Consider the following 15706-nt stretch of genomic DNA (forward strand, 5'->3'; position numbering starts at 1 on the left):
ATCATTAGCCCATAAAGAGCTAATGATGTGTTTATTATGCTGTAACAAATAAAGATTTTAAAATTATGGGACTAAGATCTTAAGCTCACGCAAAATATTGCAGAGTTTAATCATCGGCATACCCATGAGTGTAGTTTGGTCTTGCCCGATCATTTCTTCAAATAAGCTAATCCCTAAACTTTCACATTTAAAACTGCCAGCGCAGTGTAACGGTTGTTCAACCTGAACATAACGTTCAATTTCAGGCAAGCTAAGTTTGCGAAACTTCACTTTATAGTGCTCGACAAGGGTTTGTTCAAAACCTGTCGATTTTTGTTGCACACTGAGTGCCGTACTGAAATAAACGATTTTGTCAGAATTGGCTTGAAGCTGCTTAATGGCTTTTTCATCGCAAAGCGGTTTACCGATAAAAATATCTGGTGCGCCTTCGCGCCATGCGACTTGGTCAGAACCAATCACAATCGCGTCTGGGTGTTGGTTTGCAATTGCTAAAGCTTTTTCAAATGCCAGTCGCTTTGCTAACTCATCAGCGTGGTTCTCACCACGAGGTGTTTCGTCTATATCTGGTACGATTGAGAGGTAATCAATCCGTAAACGGTCCATCAGGTCTTTACGGGTTTGGCTGCTCGAAGCCAAAATGATTTTGGGAGTACTCATTACACTGCATATTCCATAAGTACATCAAGCGGCACATAAGACAGCGCCGCTTGGTGACACGCTTGTATTTTAATAGGTGGGGCAAATCCTTCTTGATACGCCTCCACCCAGCGAGTCACACAGATACACCAGAAGTCACCAGGTTGTAGTCCTGGAAAACCAACTTCGGGTAAGGGTGTGATTAGGTCATTGCCAACTTTTTGGGAAAAGTTTAAAAATTCAGATGTCATTTGTGCACACATCGTATGCTGACCAAGGTCTGTTGTTGCTGTATGGCAAAAGCCATTTCTAAAATATCCGGTAATCGGATCAAAACAACAGCTTGCCAAGGGTTCGCCTAAAACATTTAAACGATTAATATTTGGGTCTGGATGAATCGACATAAGCGCTGAATCTTTATAAGGCTTTTCGCTATCATAACAAAACTTTGGCTCGACATAGCTTTTCTGCAAAAGAAGCTAACGTTTTTCTGCATAATCATTTAAAATCGTCGCGTTTTGATATCAATAAAAGAGAGTAATGCATGAACTTTCAGCGTATGACTGACCTAGATTTGGCGGGTAAACGTGTTCTGATCCGTGAAGATCTTAACGTACCAGTTAAAAATGGCGTGATTACAAGCGATGCACGTTTACGTGCGGCGTTGCCAACAATTAAAGCAGCTGTAGAAAAAGGTGCTGCTGTAATGGTGTATTCACACTTAGGTCGTCCTGTTGAAGGTGAGCCTAAAGCAGAACAGTCTCTAGCACCTGTAGCCGCTTATTTAACAGAAGCTTTGGGTCAAGATGTTCAACTGATCACTGATTATTTAGACGGTGTTGACGTTGCGCCAGGTCAAGTGGTTTTACTAGAAAACTGCCGTTTCAACGTGGGTGAAAAGAAAAACAATCCTGAATTATCAGCTAAATATGCAGCACTTTGTGATGTTTACGTTATGGATGCATTTGGTACGGCTCACCGTGCAGAAGCATCGACTGAAGGCGTAGCACGTTGTGCAAAAGTGGCTGCTGCGGGTCCTTTACTTGCTGCTGAGCTTGACGCGCTAGGTCGTGCACTTAAAACTCCTGCAAAACCAATGGTTGCGATTGTTGCTGGCTCAAAAGTTTCTACTAAATTAGATGTATTAACTTCACTATCTGACATCTGTGATCAATTGATCGTGGGTGGTGGTATCGCCAATACATTCTTAGCTGCTGCAGGCTTCAATGTTGGTAAATCACTTTGTGAAAATGACTTGATCGACACTGCAAAAGCCATTGCTGCAAAAGTATCTGTACCACTTCCAACAGATGTTGTTGTTGCTGATGCTGCTGAAATTGATTTTGCAGACTTCCTCGGTTCATTAGCTGCTGCTAAAGCTGTCGTGAAAAAAGTTGAAGATGTAACAGACAACGACATGATTTTGGATGTGGGCCCTGAAACTGCAAAAGCATTTGCTGAGATTTTGAAAACTTCAAAAACTATTCTATGGAATGGTCCAGTAGGTGTGTTTGAAGTTGATCAATTCGGCGAAGGCACTAAAGCATTGTCTTTAGCGATTGCTGAATCTGAAGGCTTCTCGATCGCGGGTGGTGGTGACACGCTTGCTGCAATTGATAAATATGAAGTTGCAGACAAAATTGGTTATATCTCGACTGGTGGTGGTGCCTTCCTTGAATTCGTCGAAGGTAAAACACTTCCTGCTGTAGCAGCGCTTATCGAACGTGCTTAATGAAGCATTATCAATAAGATAATACAGTATTAAAAAAGGTTGGCTTCGGTCAGCCTTTTTTTATGATCCATTCATTTTGCCGTCATCAAAGTGCAATATTTCTGCAATAAAATTCATCGCAACACCTAATTCGCAGTAGTAGGAAACAACGATGAACTTAAAACTTGCACTTGCTGTACTTTTAATCGCACCATTAACTTTGACAGCTTGTGCTAAAAAAGAGTCTGCACCAACGGAATCAGAAGCATCTGCTGTTGCCGTAGATAATGCTCAAACAACGCCAGAACAACAAAAAGCCATTGATGAACTTGATAAGCCAGTATTGGATGAAAAGAACCAAGATGTTCCTGCTGAAATTGCAAATGCACCTGCAGACGAAGCAACAGCTGACGCTGAAACAGCCGCTTCAGCAGCAGCAGCTCACTAAGATTGTTGTCTTTATTTAAAAAGTCCCTGCAAATGCAGGGATTTTTTTTTAAATAGTGTTATTTGTTGCTGAATTGAAATGATTGAGCATGTAGAATATGCGGCATTACCTGGGAGGATATTATGGCTCTTATTTCATTGCGCCAGCTCTTGGATCACGCCGGCGAACATGCTTACGGCGTACCAGCATTCAACGTAAACAACTTAGAACAAATGCGTGCAATTATGCTTGCAGCAGATGCAACAAATTCACCTGTAATTGTACAAGCATCTGCGGGTGCACGTAAGTATGCAGGCGCTCCGTTCTTGCGTCATTTGATTTTGGCAGCAATTGAAGAATGGCCACATATTCCTGTGGTTATGCACCAAGACCATGGTACTAGCCCTGATGTATGTCAACGTTCTATTCAACTCGGCTTCTCATCAGTGATGATGGATGGTTCTTTAGGTGAAGACGGTAAAACACCAACTTCATACGAATACAACGTAGACGTGACTCGTCGTACTGTTCAAATGGCACATGCGTGTGGCGTTTCAGTAGAAGGCGAAATCGGTTGTTTAGGTAGCCTTGAAACTGGTATGGCTGGTGAAGAAGATGGTGTAGGCGCTGAAGGCGTACTTGACCATTCTCAGCTTTTAACTTCAGTTGAAGAAGCGCGTTCATTTGTAGCTGATACCAATGTTGACGCACTTGCAATTGCAGTGGGTACTTCACACGGTGCGTACAAATTTACTCGCCCACCTACAGGTGACATCTTAGCGATTGACCGTATTAAAGAAATTCACGCTGCGTTACCAAATACGCATCTTGTAATGCACGGTTCAAGCTCTGTGCCACAAGAATGGTTAGCTGTAATTAATGAATTCGGTGGTAACATCGGCGAAACTTATGGTGTTCCAGTAGACCAACTTGTAGACGCAATCAAACACGGTGTTCGTAAAATTAACATCGATACTGACTTACGTCTTGCATCTACAGGTGCTATGCGCCGTATGATGGCTGAAAAACCAGCTGAATTTGACCCACGTAAATTCTTCTCTGCAACTGTTGATGCAATGAAACAAATTTGTATCGATCGTTATGAAGCATTTGGTACAGCGGGTAATGCTGACAAGATTCGTCCAATTTCTTTAGAGAAAATGGTGAGTCACTATAAATAATTTGTCTTGAGATAGATTATTTTTGAAGAAAAGCCCACAATTAAGTGGGCTTTTCTTTGATTTGAACTTAGAAAAATTGCTTTAAATACAACTCAAGAATAAGAGTGTGTCATGGAATTGATCTTTGCTGCCGCGATTTGCAGTGTTCTCGTTTCAGTAATTCTAAAACTATGTCGTGATCGGGGGTTTAACCCTGCACAAATGATCACATGGAATTATGCATCTGCGAGTATTTTATGTTTTCTATGGTTTAAGCCGGATCTAGCTCATATTTCGATTAATAAAACGCCGTGGGTTTTAATTGCGGCTTTGGGTGTATTACTGCCGACGATTTTTTATTGCTTAGCACGCTCACTGCAAACAGCGGGTATTTTAAAAACCGAATTGGCTCAGCGCTTATCTGTTGTGCTTTCTCTTAGCGCAGCCTATTTTATTTTCAGTGAATATTTTAATGCCATTAAGCTCATTGGTATCGCACTTGGTGTACTTGCGGTATTGCTGATTTTATTTTCACAGCGCAAGGGAAGCATTGATGGAAAGCAGGGTATTTTATTTTTATTGAGCGTTTGGGCAGGCTATGCACTGATTGATGTGCTATTAAAATTTGCTTCAGGTTTGGGCATGCAGTTTGCGGTGACTTTAAATTTGGTGTTTATTTGTGCATTTTTACTTTCGAGTATTTATAACATCGTACAGCACGGCAGTTTGGGGCAGACCAAAAATATCCTCGCTGGATTGGGCTTAGGTCTCTTGAACTTTGCCAATATCGCACTGTATGTGAAAGCCCACATGTTGCTTAAAGACACACCTGCAATCGTGTTTGCTGGAATGAATATTTTGGTCGTGGTTTTAGGTGTGGTTGCGGGCCTCATCATCTTTAAAGAAAAATTGAGAGTCGCAACCGTATTTGGTTTGATTGCAGGGATCATGAGTGTGGTTTGCTTAGCATATGCCATGTCTGTCTAAGATAATTTTTAGCAAAAACGATCGGGTGTTGTAGTAAATCATCCCATTCAGCCACGCCCATGAGCAGTCCTTGATCTCGACAGGTTGGACACTCAGGGCAGTGATGATCAGTATATTGATAAGTATGCAGATACATTTGATGGCAATGACCGCATTCAAACTTCATCGGCATTTGTAGTAAATATGACATGTCCCACCTCTGCTTGATTTGTTGTTCTGATTCAAATTATTCAGCAAAGTTCAGACCAATTTATAAATATTATATTTTCACATTGTTGCTAAATATGTCGTTATTAAAAAAGCCCTCGATTTGAGGGCTTTTAGTTTTAGATGCTTAGTTAACGTGTGAGTTGTTGAAAACGTTGTAAGGTGTTTTCAAAATAACATTTACCCACTGCAACGGGGTGTTTTAGGAAATCTTGAGTTTCAATGGTGCCTTGTAACTGACCCGGTTGTTTACAGTTTGGGCAGTTTGGATAGCTATGGAGCATATCGCCCGCATATTTTTGTAAATAAACCGTATTGCACGCTTCGCAATGAAATTTCATAGGTAATTTTATAGCTGTAGGCATAGGGAGAGACCTGAGTATATTTTGAGCAGAATATACTCGATAATTGTTTAAATAATAAGTCCCGAAATGACAAAAAAGAGGCAAAATTGCCCCTTTCGTCGGTTTTATGGAAAGCTTAGAGGTGTGTAAAAATTTCTTCAGCATTCAGACGTGATTTAGGTAATTTCGCATTGAAATCATTTTCGCTACGATAGCCTAAAGTCATCAGTACAGAAGGAATCAAGTTTTGTTCAACTAAGCCCAATTCTTCAGTGATGATCGCTTCGTCAAATCCACCAATCGGTGTTGCATCCACACCTTCAATGCCTGCTGCCAAAAGCATTTGACCTAAAGCAATAAATGTTTGGTTTTCAGCCCAACGTTGAATATCACCTTTTTCATTACGATAATAATCGACATAACCTGTACGGCTGTCTTTTTGACCTTGTTTTGCTTTGTCATCTTTAAAGCGACCACTACGATCATCCTGATTTAAAAGATTATCTAAATGCTCTGCAGTGATGTCTGCTTTAGTACAGAATAAAATCGTATGTGATGAATCTAAAACTTTTGGGGCATTGTAGGCATATTTTCCTACTAAGGCTTTGGCAATGCGTTGTTTGGCTGCATCATGATCTGCAATAAAAAAATGCCAAGGCTGAATATTGATGGAAGATGGTGTTAAACGGAGTATTTGTAATAAACGCTCAAATTGTTCCTGTGGAATTTTTTTAGCAGGATTATATGCTTTCGTGGTATAGCGTTGTTTTGATACGTTTAACAGATCCATCGAATATCTCCAGATATAGTTTGCTGTAGTTTAGCGGATAAATGGACAAATGGTCTAAGGAGAAAATTTTCCAAGGATAGATCTTAGTCGTATATGCTGGACTCAATGGCTAAAAATTAACAGATTTAAGCTGTATGAAGTGCGAATTAGAGTTATATAAAATCATAAGATAGATAAATGCTATTGGTAGTTTTTGCCAAAAGGCGTTTAATCAATTGTAGTTAATCATAGTTTAAGCATGAGACAGCAGCGATGGATTACACCAATCATTTCAAGAAAAAATTAAAAACCGAACAGCAGATTGGTTTGTGGGTCGGTTTAGCCGATGCTTATGGTACTGAAATAGCTGCAAATGCAGGTTATGACTGGTTGCTCATTGATGGTGAGCATGCGCCAAGTGACTTGCGGACGACATTGTCGCAACTGCAAAGTATTGCAGCATATCCTTCGCAGGCTGTGGTTCGACCTCCAATTGGTAGTGTGCAACTGATTAAACAATTGTTGGATATCGGTGCGCAAACCTTGCTCATCCCTATGGTCGAAACTGTTGAACAAGCTCAACTTATGGTTAAGGCAGTACGTTATCCACCCGAGGGTATTAGAGGCGTTGGTGCAGCATTAGCACGTGCAACACGTTGGAACAGTATTGCTGACTATTATGCAAATGCACATGAAAATATCTGTTTACTGATTCAGATTGAGTCGGTTGAAGGGATTAAAAACTTAGATGAAATATTGAAAATTGATGGCATCGATGGGGTGTTTATTGGTGCAGTAGATTTGTCGGCGACGATGGGTTATCAAGGGAATCCGAATCATCCTGAAGTACAAAAAACCGTGATTGATGCGATTCAGCGCATACGTAAGGCGGGTAAAGCTGCAGGTATTTTGTCGACACAACATGATGTGACTCAGAAATATATCGAGTTAGGCACAGAATTTGTTGCCGTGGGTGTCGATACCAGTGTGCTCATGAATTCGTTACGTGAACTTTTATCGAAATACAAAAATGATACCCCAGTTACGAAAACAGAAGGTGGTTACTAAGCGATACAGCCTTCGTTATATTATTCACTGTATGGATAATTAATTTACTCGATGGTTAAAATTTGAATTCAATAATTTTAGCAAAAGTAGTGGCTTAGAGTATATGTAAACTCTACTTTTGCTAATCAAAGCGCAATATTGTATACTTCTGCTTAACTCGAAGCGGGTAATGTTCCTGCTTATCTTTTTTATTTAGCTGATTGTGATTTATCTGTATTCAAGCTTCTGACTTGAATCTTATCTTTGTAACTACAGAATTATTATTCCAAACCCGATTGATTAATCTCTTTGTTCTGTCACAAAAAGCTCACATGTTGAGTAAATCTTTTGAATATTTTAAATACTTGGCAAACTGCCAAAGCTGTAAATGGCGATGAAATTAATGTGAAATTGGTGCCTTTGAAACGTCAACAAAATACCAATGCTGGTTTAATTTGGGTTGATGTTGGGCAAATGATTGAATTAGAAACAGGCGAGACATTTAACCTGAATCTAGATGGTAAAAGCTTCTATACTGGCCCAAACCAGCTATATCGCTTAGCCTGAAAGCAAAAAACAGCAGATCATCTGCTGTTTTTTTTTCCTAAAAAAAAGCGGCTTAAGCCATTTCAAGGTGTTGATGCTTGTTCGCAACTTGAGCTTGGTTTTTATATCGGTATTGCGCCGCACGGTGGTTGTCGGGCAATTTCGCGCCTTGGCCGAAGAGTTTTTCACGCAAGGTTCCGTCAGCATATTCTGTTTGATATACACCACGATGTTGTAATTCTGGTACCACGTATTCCACAATATCTTCAAAACTCTTATGCGCCAATATGTAGGCTAAGTTAAAGCCATCGATACCTGTGTACTCAATCCACTCTTGTAAGCGGTCTGCCACGGTGATTGGTGAGCCAACAATGACTGGGCCGTTACCGCCGACACTGGTCCATTTTGCAATTTCCTCAATCGTCCAAATTTTATTAGGATCTGCCTCTACATAAGATTGCAGCATGGATTGAATGGCATCGGTTTGAATGTATTCAACTTGATCTGTTGGTTTAAACTGCGAAAAGTCGACACCTGACCAGCCAGAAGCCAGGGTCAAGCCGCCGTCATAGCTGCCATATTGCTGATATTCACAGAATTTTGCTTGGGCTTTTTCATCGGTCTCATCAACCACTATGGCCAGCATGGTATAGATCAGAACAGAATTCGGATCTTTGCCTTCTTTCACTAAATTATAACGAATACCATCTGCCAGTTTTTTTACAGCAATTTGAGTTGGTGCAGAGATGAAAACACATTCCGCATTTTGACTAGCAAACTGTTGTCCGCGTGCTGAAGCGCCAGCTTGATATAAAACCGGTGTACGCTGGGGTGAAGGTTCGCAAATATGAATGCCAGGAACTGTAAAGTATTTTCCTTCATGTTGAATTGGATGCACTTTACGGTGATCGGCAAAAATCCCTTTTTGCTTATCGCGTAGCACAGCATCATCTTCCCAAGAACCTTCCCAGAGTTTATAGAGGACCTCTAAATATTCATCTGCAATGTCATAGCGGTTATCATGGCTGACTTGGGTTTTCAGACCTAGATTTTTAGAGCCACTTTCTAGATAAGAAGTCACAATGTTCCAACCTGCACGGCCTTTCGTCAGGTGATCTAAAGTGCTCATACGTCGTGCAAAAGGATAGGGATGTTCAAATGAAATCGAAGTCGTGACACCAAAGCCTAAGTGCTTGGTGACAGCTGCCATTGCTGGAACAATTTGCAAAGGATCATTCACTGGCACTTGCACTGCGCCAGTCAGCGCATGTTCAGCAGAACCATGATAGACATCATAGATACCCAAAACATCTGCTATAAAGACACCATCAAATTTTCCGCGTTCTAAAATTTTAGCTAAGTCGGTCCAATATTCTAGGTCTTTGTATTCTGTAGAACGGTCTAATGGATGACGCCATAGACCGGGTGACTGATGTGCAATACAGTTCATTTCAAAGGCATTGAAGCGAATATTTTTAGACATGATTTTTTACTGGGTTATTTAATCTCTTGCATAAGAGGGTATATAAAAATACAGCTGCATTTATTAACAAAAAGTCAAAAACAAATCTGAATAAATGCTAATCATAATTTTTGAATACTTCATATATTCATATGGATAAGCAGATATTTTTTTTTGTTTGGTACGGCTTATAAAGATTTTGTTTGACAATTAAAAATGTAAATTCCATGTCATGAAAACTGATTTGTTTTGATGATAATTCTATAAATAATCAAAATAAAAAGTGCTAGCTTATTTGAATAATATCTAAACTGAGCATTTTAAGAATGACTTCAAAAATTGAAATTAAACTAAAAGAGGCGCAAAACATTCCGCGCGATTTCTATCAATCTAACGGTTTAGCGCATATTATTCGATCTGATCAAGAAGCTATCGAGGTTGCTGAACAATTAGCAGTGGAATTTACAAAAGAATCAGCTAAACGCGATCATGAACGCCGCTTACCTTTGCAGGAAGTACAGCAATATTCAGCATCAGGTTTGTGGGGCATTACTGTACCGCGTCAATTTGGTGGTGCAGGAGTGAGTTATAAAACCCTTGCAGAAGTGGTCAAAATTATTTCTAGTGCAGACTCATCCCTAGGACAAATTGCCCAAAACCATTGGGCCTTTGTCGAGCATATTCGTTTGGATGCAAATCCATCACAGCAAGAGTTTTTCTTTGATCAAGTCTTACAAGGTAAACGCTTTGGCAATGCATTTTCAGAAAAAGGTTCCAAAACAGTTGCAGATTTAACAACAGCCATTGAGTTTAAAGATGATCATGCGCTCATTAATGGTCAAAAATTCTTTGCAACAGGCGCTTTGCTTGCACATTGGATACCTGTGGTTGCTGTGAATGATGGAAAGCCTTATGCAGCCTTAGTACGCCAGCATACGCCGGGTTTAACCATTATTAACGACTGGAGTGGTTTTGGACAAAGAACGACAGTCAGCGGTTCTGTACTGTTGGACAATGTCAAAGTGGATTTAAATCACATTGTACCCATTCATCAAGCTTTTGAACGTCCAACGGCTGCGGGCGCTATTTCTCAATTCATTCAATCTGCTGTCGATGCTGGTATTGCGCGCGGTGCGATTAATGAAACGATTCAATATATACGCCAGCATGCACGTCCTTGGATTGATTCAGGCTTAGAAAAGGCGGTGCAAGATCCGTATACGATTGCCAACATCGGCGAGTTGAAAATTAAACTCCGAGCTGCAGAGGCAGTGTTGGCTTTGGCGGGTGAAGCGATAGACCGAGCCGTAGAGAACCCAACAGAAGAAACGGTGTCAGAGGCAACACTACTGACAGCAGAATCTAAGGTCCTGACGACTGAAATTGCGTTACTTGCGGCGAATAAACTATTTGAACTCTCAGGCACACGATCAACATTGTCTGAGCTGAATTTAGACCGTCATTGGCGTAATGCGCGCACACATACTTTGCACGATCCCGTACGTTGGAAGCTGAATATTGTAGGCAACTACTATTTAAATGATGTACCACCGCCGCGCCATGCTTGGAGTTAAGAGGAGAAGATTATGACGATTCAAAATAATAAACAGCCCTTATCTTTAGGTGCTGACTATGATCAAGTGGCCGCTAAGTTCCGTCCGATTTTTCAGAGAATTGCAGAAGGCGCTTTGGCGCGGGAACAAAATAGGAAACTGCCGTATGATGCAATTTCATGGTTAAAACAAGCTGGATTTGGTGCGGTCCGTGTACCCGTGGCTTTTGGCGGTGAAGGGGTTTCACAAAAACAGTTGTTTCAGCTGTTAATTGAATTGGCTAAGGCCGATTCTAATGTTGTACAGGCATTAAGAGGTCATTTTGCTTTTGTAGAAGACCGTTTAAATGCGCAAAAAACACAAGATCAAACAGTTTGGTTTAAACGCTTTCTGCAAGGCGATTTGGTCGGTAATGCTTGGACAGAAATCGGAAAAGTTGAAATTGGAGATGTTGTTACCCGAGTTACTGAAAATGTGCAAGGTCAGCTAAGGGTCAATGGTCAAAAATACTATTCTACCGGAACAATCTTTGCAGATTGGATCGATCTATTCGCTTTAGATGAAACAACGAATCAACATGTTATAGCCGCAGTTTCAACACATGACGATGGCATACAAGTATACGATGACTGGGATGGCTTTGGCCAAAAAACCACAGGCAGCGGCACACTGAATATTCAAGATGTTAGTATTGATCGTGATCATATTTTGCCATTCGATCAGCGCTTTAAATATCAAACGGCGTTCTATCAGGTCGTGCATTTGGCAACGCTGGCAGGTATAGCACAAAATGCTGTGGACGTTTTCAGTAATGAAGTCCGTGAACGCACACGTATTTACAGCCATGGTAATGCTGATTTAGTTCGAGATGATGCACAAATTTTACAAGTGATTGGTAAGGCGTCGGCACAGTCTTATGCAGCTGAAGCAATTACACTTCGTGCAGCAGAAGCTTTGGATGTCGCATATTTAAGTCATTTTCAGTCTGATACCCAGTTGGATCAGCAGGCGAATGACCGTGCGGAGCTTGAATCCTCTAAAGGGCAAGTGGTCATATCAGAGTTGGTACTAAATTTGAGTAGTGAATTGTTTAATGCCTTGGGCGCTTCAGCAAGCTCGACAACTAAACAGTTAGACCGCTTTTGGCGTAATGCTCGTGTAGTGTCATCGCATAATCCACTTATTTATAAACAGAAAGTCATTGGTGATTGGGAGATTAATCAAACGCCGCTACCATATGTATGGCAAATTGGTAATAGTCCAGGAGTTAAGCAACCTGTCATTGCTGCTTAATTAATATCTGAAGATGTTCACTGTGGATGAAAGTAGTCCATAGTGAATTCCTTGTGAAATTATTTTTAAGTTTAAACTTTGTTTTTTTAAGATTTTAAATGACGTTAATCTGCTATATGTAGGATGCAGTTCAATTGATAATCTGTTGAGATAGTCTGGTAAAAGGCTATGTCTTGATATCTGGATGTATTGTTTTAACCAAATATGACGGCAGGTTTAACTAAAGCCTAAGGGTTAGTAAGACCATTTTTTTAATTTTAAATCACTCACAGATGGGTTTTCACCAACCTCTAATATTTGAGCTTGTTCTGCGCGCCAGTCCCCTAAAACGATACGTAGTTTGCCATGCACATCATGTATTTGGGGCCGGTGGGTATGTCCATGAATTAGTAGATCGGCATGCTCTAAAGCTTTTTCTACAGCTTCGGCATTTACATCCATGATTTCATAAGATTTAACTTGCTTGGTTTCTGTACTTTTTTTGCGGAAGCCATTGGCGATTTTTTGTCGAATGCTAAGCGGTAAGCTTTTTAAGAAACCTAAAAGCAAAGGATTACGAATCACTTTACGAAACTTTTGGTAAGACACATCATCGGTGCAAAGTAAATCCCCATGTTCGAGGCGAATTTTATAGTTGCCAATGTGGAGATAATCCACGTCTTGTAATAATTGACCGTGAAATTTATCTAAAAACTTTTGACCCAATGCAAAGTCACGATTACCCACTTGGAAATAAATTTGATTTCCCAACGCAGTAAAATCTTTAAGCGCTGCAATGATTTCGTCTAACCATGGGGCAGTAAAGTCATCACCAATCCAAGCATTAAACCAATCACCTAAAATATACAGCTGGGTATTTTGAGTTTTGTATTGTTCTAACAAAGCTAAAAACCCCCGAACGAGTCGAGGGTGTTCAGGTGACAAATGTAAATCAGCGATAAACAGATAGGTCACGAATCTTTTCCTTATTCTAAAAATCCCTCCCAGCCTCCCTTTGGAAAAGGGAGGAGTTCCGACATTTATTTCATATTGAAACTCCCTCCTTTATTAAAGGAGGGTTGGGGGAGGATTTAAAAATTACTCAGAAATGATTTTAGCTGATTCAATTACAACGTTCTCTAGAGGAACGTCTGCGTGGTAGCCACGGTTACCAGTGCGAACGCTTTTGATTGCGTCAACAACGTCAAGACCTTCAACTACTTTACCAAATACTGCATAGCCCCAACCTTGCGCTGTTTTACCAGTGTGGTTAAGGAAGGAGTTGTTTTTCACGTTAATGAAGAATTGAGCTGAAGCAGAGTGAGGTGCTTGAGTACGTGCCATAGCGATCGTACCAACATCATTGCTTAAACCGTTGTCAGCTTCGTTTTCAATAGAATCACGAGTTGTTTTTTCTTTGAAGTTTTCATCCATGCCGCCGCCTTGGATCATGAAACCATCAATAACACGGTGGAAAATCACGCCGTCATAGAAACCATCGCGAACATACTGTAAGAAGTTTTCAGCAGTTTTAGGTGCTTTTTCAGTGTTAAGCTCAAGAACAATACGACCTTTATTGGTGTTTAATTCGACTTGAGGAAAACTCATTGTGTAATCTCCTGTACATGGACATGAAAGCCATGGGTTTTTTGGTTGTGAGAAGCATAAGCAAACTGTAAACTACAAGGCAAGTAAAAACGTTACTTTCTTTGTTAAAAATAAAGAAAAGCGTTTTAATTATCCTAATTTTATCTTTATAGAAGTGATTTTATTACCATGAAGCCAAACGATGTTGTTTCATCCCTGCCTAACAATCCGACAACCAAGAACAATGCCCCTGTCGAAGCTGCGCAGCAGGAACAACAGCCAGGCTTAGATTTTGTACGTCAAGTCATTACAGATGATTTATCTGCAGGTCGTACCGAACAAGTTGTAACACGTTTTCCACCAGAGCCAAATGGCTACCTACATATTGGTCATGTAAAAGCTATTTGCCTAAACTTTGGTATTGCTCAAGAATTCGCAGGTCTATGTAACCTCCGTTTTGACGATACAAACCCGGATGCCGAAGAGCAAGAGTATGTAGACGGTATTGCCAATGACGTGAAATGGCTAGGTTTTGAGTGGAATGGCGAGCCACGTTATGCATCGAGCTATTTTGATCAGCTTTACGCTTGGGCAGTTCAATTGATTGAACAAGGTGATGCTTATGTGGATTTGCAAACCCCTGAAGAAATCAAACTGAACCGTGGTAATTTTGTTGAGCCGGGTAAAAACTCGCCGCAACGTGATGCTAGCGTAGAAGAAAACTTAGCGCGTTTTGAACAAATGCGTAATGGTGAGTTGGGAGAAGGTCAGGCAGTACTACGTGCCAAAATTGACATGACTTCACCTAACATTCATATGCGTGATCCTATTTTGTATCGTATTTTGCATTCTGAACATCACCAAACTGGTGATAAATGGAAAATGTACCCAATGTACGATTATGCGCATCCATTATCAGATGCCATTGAAGGGGTTACGCATTCACTGTGTACACTAGAATTTGTTGATCACCGTCCATTCTATGACTGGGTTGTCGAGAAAGTTAAATCACCATCTGTACCACATCAGTATGAATCAAGCCGCCTAAATGTAGATTACACCATTACCTCTAAACGTAAATTACGTAAATTGGTTGAAGGTGGTTTTGTGAATGGTTGGGATGACCCACGTATGCCGACCGTTGTGGGTATGCGCCGTCGTGGTTTTACACCTGAAGGTCTGCGTGACTTCTGTAAACGTGTTGGCGTAACGAAAGTCGATGGTAGTATTGTTGATGTTGCAATGCTCGAATATTGCATCCGTCAGTCTTTAGAAAATACTGCTTCGCGTGGTATGGCAGTGTTGAATCCACTCAAAGTGACTTTAACTAACTTGCCTGAAGCAATGGATTTGGTTCATGCACGTCATCCAAATGTAGACATGGGTGACCGTATCATTCCGTTGACTCAAGACATTTACATTGATCGTAAAGACTTTGAAGAAGTTGCGCCTAAAGGCTTTAAACGTCTGATTCCGGGCGGTGAAGTGCGTTTACGTCATGCGTATGTCATTAAGTGTGATGAAGTGGTTAAAGACGAGAACGGTGAAGTGGTTGAATTGAAATGTTCAATCGACCCTGAAACTTTAGGTAAAAACCCTGAAGGCCGTAAAGTGAAAGGTGTTGTACATTGGGTTTCTGCAAGCAAGGGTATTGCTGCGGAAGTTCGTATCTACGACCGTTTATTCACTGAATCAGACCCTGAAGTGGGTGATGACTTCCTTGCAAACTTAAATCCAGAATCACTTAAAGTGGTTCAAGCGGTCATTGAGCCTGCATTGGCAGAAGCAAAACCTGAAGATCGTTTCCAATTTGAACGTGAAGGTTACTTTGTTGCAGATCAGTTTGATCATACAGCTGAAAAACCAGTGTTTAACCGCATCTTAGATTTGAAAGACAGTTTTAAACCGGGTAAATAAAATCTTAGTTTTTAAAGGGATTCATCTTTGAATCCCCAATAGGTTAAGATCAAGTAGGTTAAGATTAAGCTCAACTTCGGT

The 15706-nt window shown here is 40.6% G+C and carries 16 protein-coding genes; 9 read left to right on the forward strand and 7 right to left on the reverse strand.

Annotated elements, in window-relative coordinates:
* Positions 1–63 precede the first annotated feature (63 nt).
* The gene (locus FTU22_RS11320; RefSeq protein ID WP_180094511.1) at positions 64–657 is read right to left on the reverse strand and encodes a nucleoside triphosphate pyrophosphatase; all 594 of its coding nucleotides are present in this window, start codon (positions 655–657) and stop codon (positions 64–66) included.
* A complete protein-coding gene (locus tag FTU22_RS11325; protein ID WP_078188698.1) occupies positions 657–1040 on the reverse strand; it encodes a DUF2237 family protein in 384 nt (127 codons plus the stop codon). The genes FTU22_RS11320 and FTU22_RS11325 overlap by 1 nt, the downstream gene beginning before the upstream one ends.
* Before the next feature lie 140 nt (positions 1041–1180).
* Between FTU22_RS11325 and FTU22_RS11330 the strand changes: the two genes are divergently transcribed.
* The 4 genes from FTU22_RS11330 to FTU22_RS11345 all read left to right on the forward strand — a co-directional run bounded on the left by FTU22_RS11330 (position 1181) and on the right by FTU22_RS11345 (position 4921).
* Positions 1181–2368 carry a phosphoglycerate kinase gene (locus FTU22_RS11330; protein ID WP_180004638.1) on the forward strand — a complete coding sequence of 396 codons (1188 nt, stop codon included), beginning with the start codon at positions 1181–1183 and terminating at the stop codon, positions 2366–2368.
* 151 nt (positions 2369–2519) lie between these two features.
* Positions 2520–2795: a hypothetical protein gene (locus FTU22_RS11335; protein ID WP_078193510.1), complete on the forward strand. Its 276-nt coding sequence runs from the start codon at positions 2520–2522 to the stop codon at positions 2793–2795.
* 122 nt (positions 2796–2917) lie between these two features.
* The gene (gene fba / locus FTU22_RS11340; RefSeq protein ID WP_078193509.1) at positions 2918–3955 is read left to right on the forward strand and encodes a class II fructose-bisphosphate aldolase; all 1038 of its coding nucleotides are present in this window, start codon (positions 2918–2920) and stop codon (positions 3953–3955) included.
* Between the two features lie 111 nt (positions 3956–4066).
* The gene (locus FTU22_RS11345) at positions 4067–4921 is read left to right on the forward strand and encodes an EamA family transporter (RefSeq protein WP_078193508.1); all 855 of its coding nucleotides are present in this window, start codon (positions 4067–4069) and stop codon (positions 4919–4921) included.
* Between the two features lie 338 nt (positions 4922–5259).
* Here the strand turns inward: FTU22_RS11345 and FTU22_RS11350 are convergent, their stop codons facing one another.
* Both FTU22_RS11350 and nfsB read right to left on the reverse strand, forming a co-directional pair.
* Positions 5260–5493: a hypothetical protein gene (locus FTU22_RS11350; protein WP_078188692.1), complete on the reverse strand. Its 234-nt coding sequence runs from the start codon at positions 5491–5493 to the stop codon at positions 5260–5262.
* Between the two features lie 115 nt (positions 5494–5608).
* Positions 5609–6262: an oxygen-insensitive NAD(P)H nitroreductase gene (gene nfsB / locus FTU22_RS11355; RefSeq protein ID WP_111883737.1), complete on the reverse strand. Its 654-nt coding sequence runs from the start codon at positions 6260–6262 to the stop codon at positions 5609–5611.
* Between the two features lie 252 nt (positions 6263–6514).
* On the opposite strand from nfsB, the gene hpaI reads away from it, so the two are divergent.
* Positions 6515–7309 (forward strand): 4-hydroxy-2-oxoheptanedioate aldolase, encoded by a 795-nt coding sequence (hpaI, locus tag FTU22_RS11360; protein WP_180094513.1) that lies wholly within the window; start codon positions 6515–6517, stop codon positions 7307–7309.
* 327 nt (positions 7310–7636) lie between these two features.
* Complete coding sequence (locus FTU22_RS11365; RefSeq protein WP_111883736.1) at positions 7637–7855, forward strand: transposase; 219 nt, start codon at positions 7637–7639, stop codon at positions 7853–7855.
* A gap of 52 nt (positions 7856–7907) precedes the next feature.
* Here FTU22_RS11365 and FTU22_RS11370 read toward each other — a convergent pair whose 3' ends face one another.
* Positions 7908–9317, reverse strand: a complete 1410-nt coding sequence (locus tag FTU22_RS11370) for an LLM class flavin-dependent oxidoreductase (protein WP_180094515.1) — start codon at positions 9315–9317, stop codon at positions 7908–7910.
* A 305-nt stretch (positions 9318–9622) separates the two neighbouring features.
* Here FTU22_RS11370 and FTU22_RS11375 point away from each other — a divergent pair, with 305 nt between their 5' ends.
* Both FTU22_RS11375 and FTU22_RS11380 read left to right on the forward strand, forming a co-directional pair.
* Positions 9623–10870 (forward strand): SfnB family sulfur acquisition oxidoreductase, encoded by a 1248-nt coding sequence (locus tag FTU22_RS11375; protein WP_180094517.1) that lies wholly within the window; start codon positions 9623–9625, stop codon positions 10868–10870.
* Positions 10871–10882: 12 nt separating this feature from the next.
* Entirely contained in the window at positions 10883–12142 is a 1260-nt protein-coding gene (locus FTU22_RS11380) for an acyl-CoA dehydrogenase family protein (protein ID WP_180094519.1), read from the forward strand.
* Between the two features lie 234 nt (positions 12143–12376).
* Here the strand turns inward: FTU22_RS11380 and FTU22_RS11385 are convergent, their stop codons facing one another.
* Both FTU22_RS11385 and FTU22_RS11390 read right to left on the reverse strand, forming a co-directional pair.
* Positions 12377–13096 (reverse strand): UDP-2,3-diacylglucosamine diphosphatase, encoded by a 720-nt coding sequence (locus tag FTU22_RS11385; RefSeq protein WP_180094521.1) that lies wholly within the window; start codon positions 13094–13096, stop codon positions 12377–12379.
* A gap of 123 nt (positions 13097–13219) precedes the next feature.
* Positions 13220–13729, reverse strand: coding sequence for a peptidylprolyl isomerase (locus FTU22_RS11390; protein WP_078193500.1), 510 nt, complete (start codon positions 13727–13729; stop codon positions 13220–13222).
* A 168-nt stretch (positions 13730–13897) separates the two neighbouring features.
* On the opposite strand from FTU22_RS11390, the gene FTU22_RS11395 reads away from it, so the two are divergent.
* Complete coding sequence (locus FTU22_RS11395) at positions 13898–15625, forward strand: glutamine--tRNA ligase/YqeY domain fusion protein (protein ID WP_180094523.1); 1728 nt, start codon at positions 13898–13900, stop codon at positions 15623–15625.
* Positions 15626–15706 lie beyond the last annotated feature (81 nt).

It is taken from the genome of Acinetobacter sp. YH12076 (assembly GCF_013419525.1).
In the GTDB taxonomy this organism is placed as follows: domain Bacteria; phylum Pseudomonadota; class Gammaproteobacteria; order Pseudomonadales; family Moraxellaceae; genus Acinetobacter; species Acinetobacter amyesii.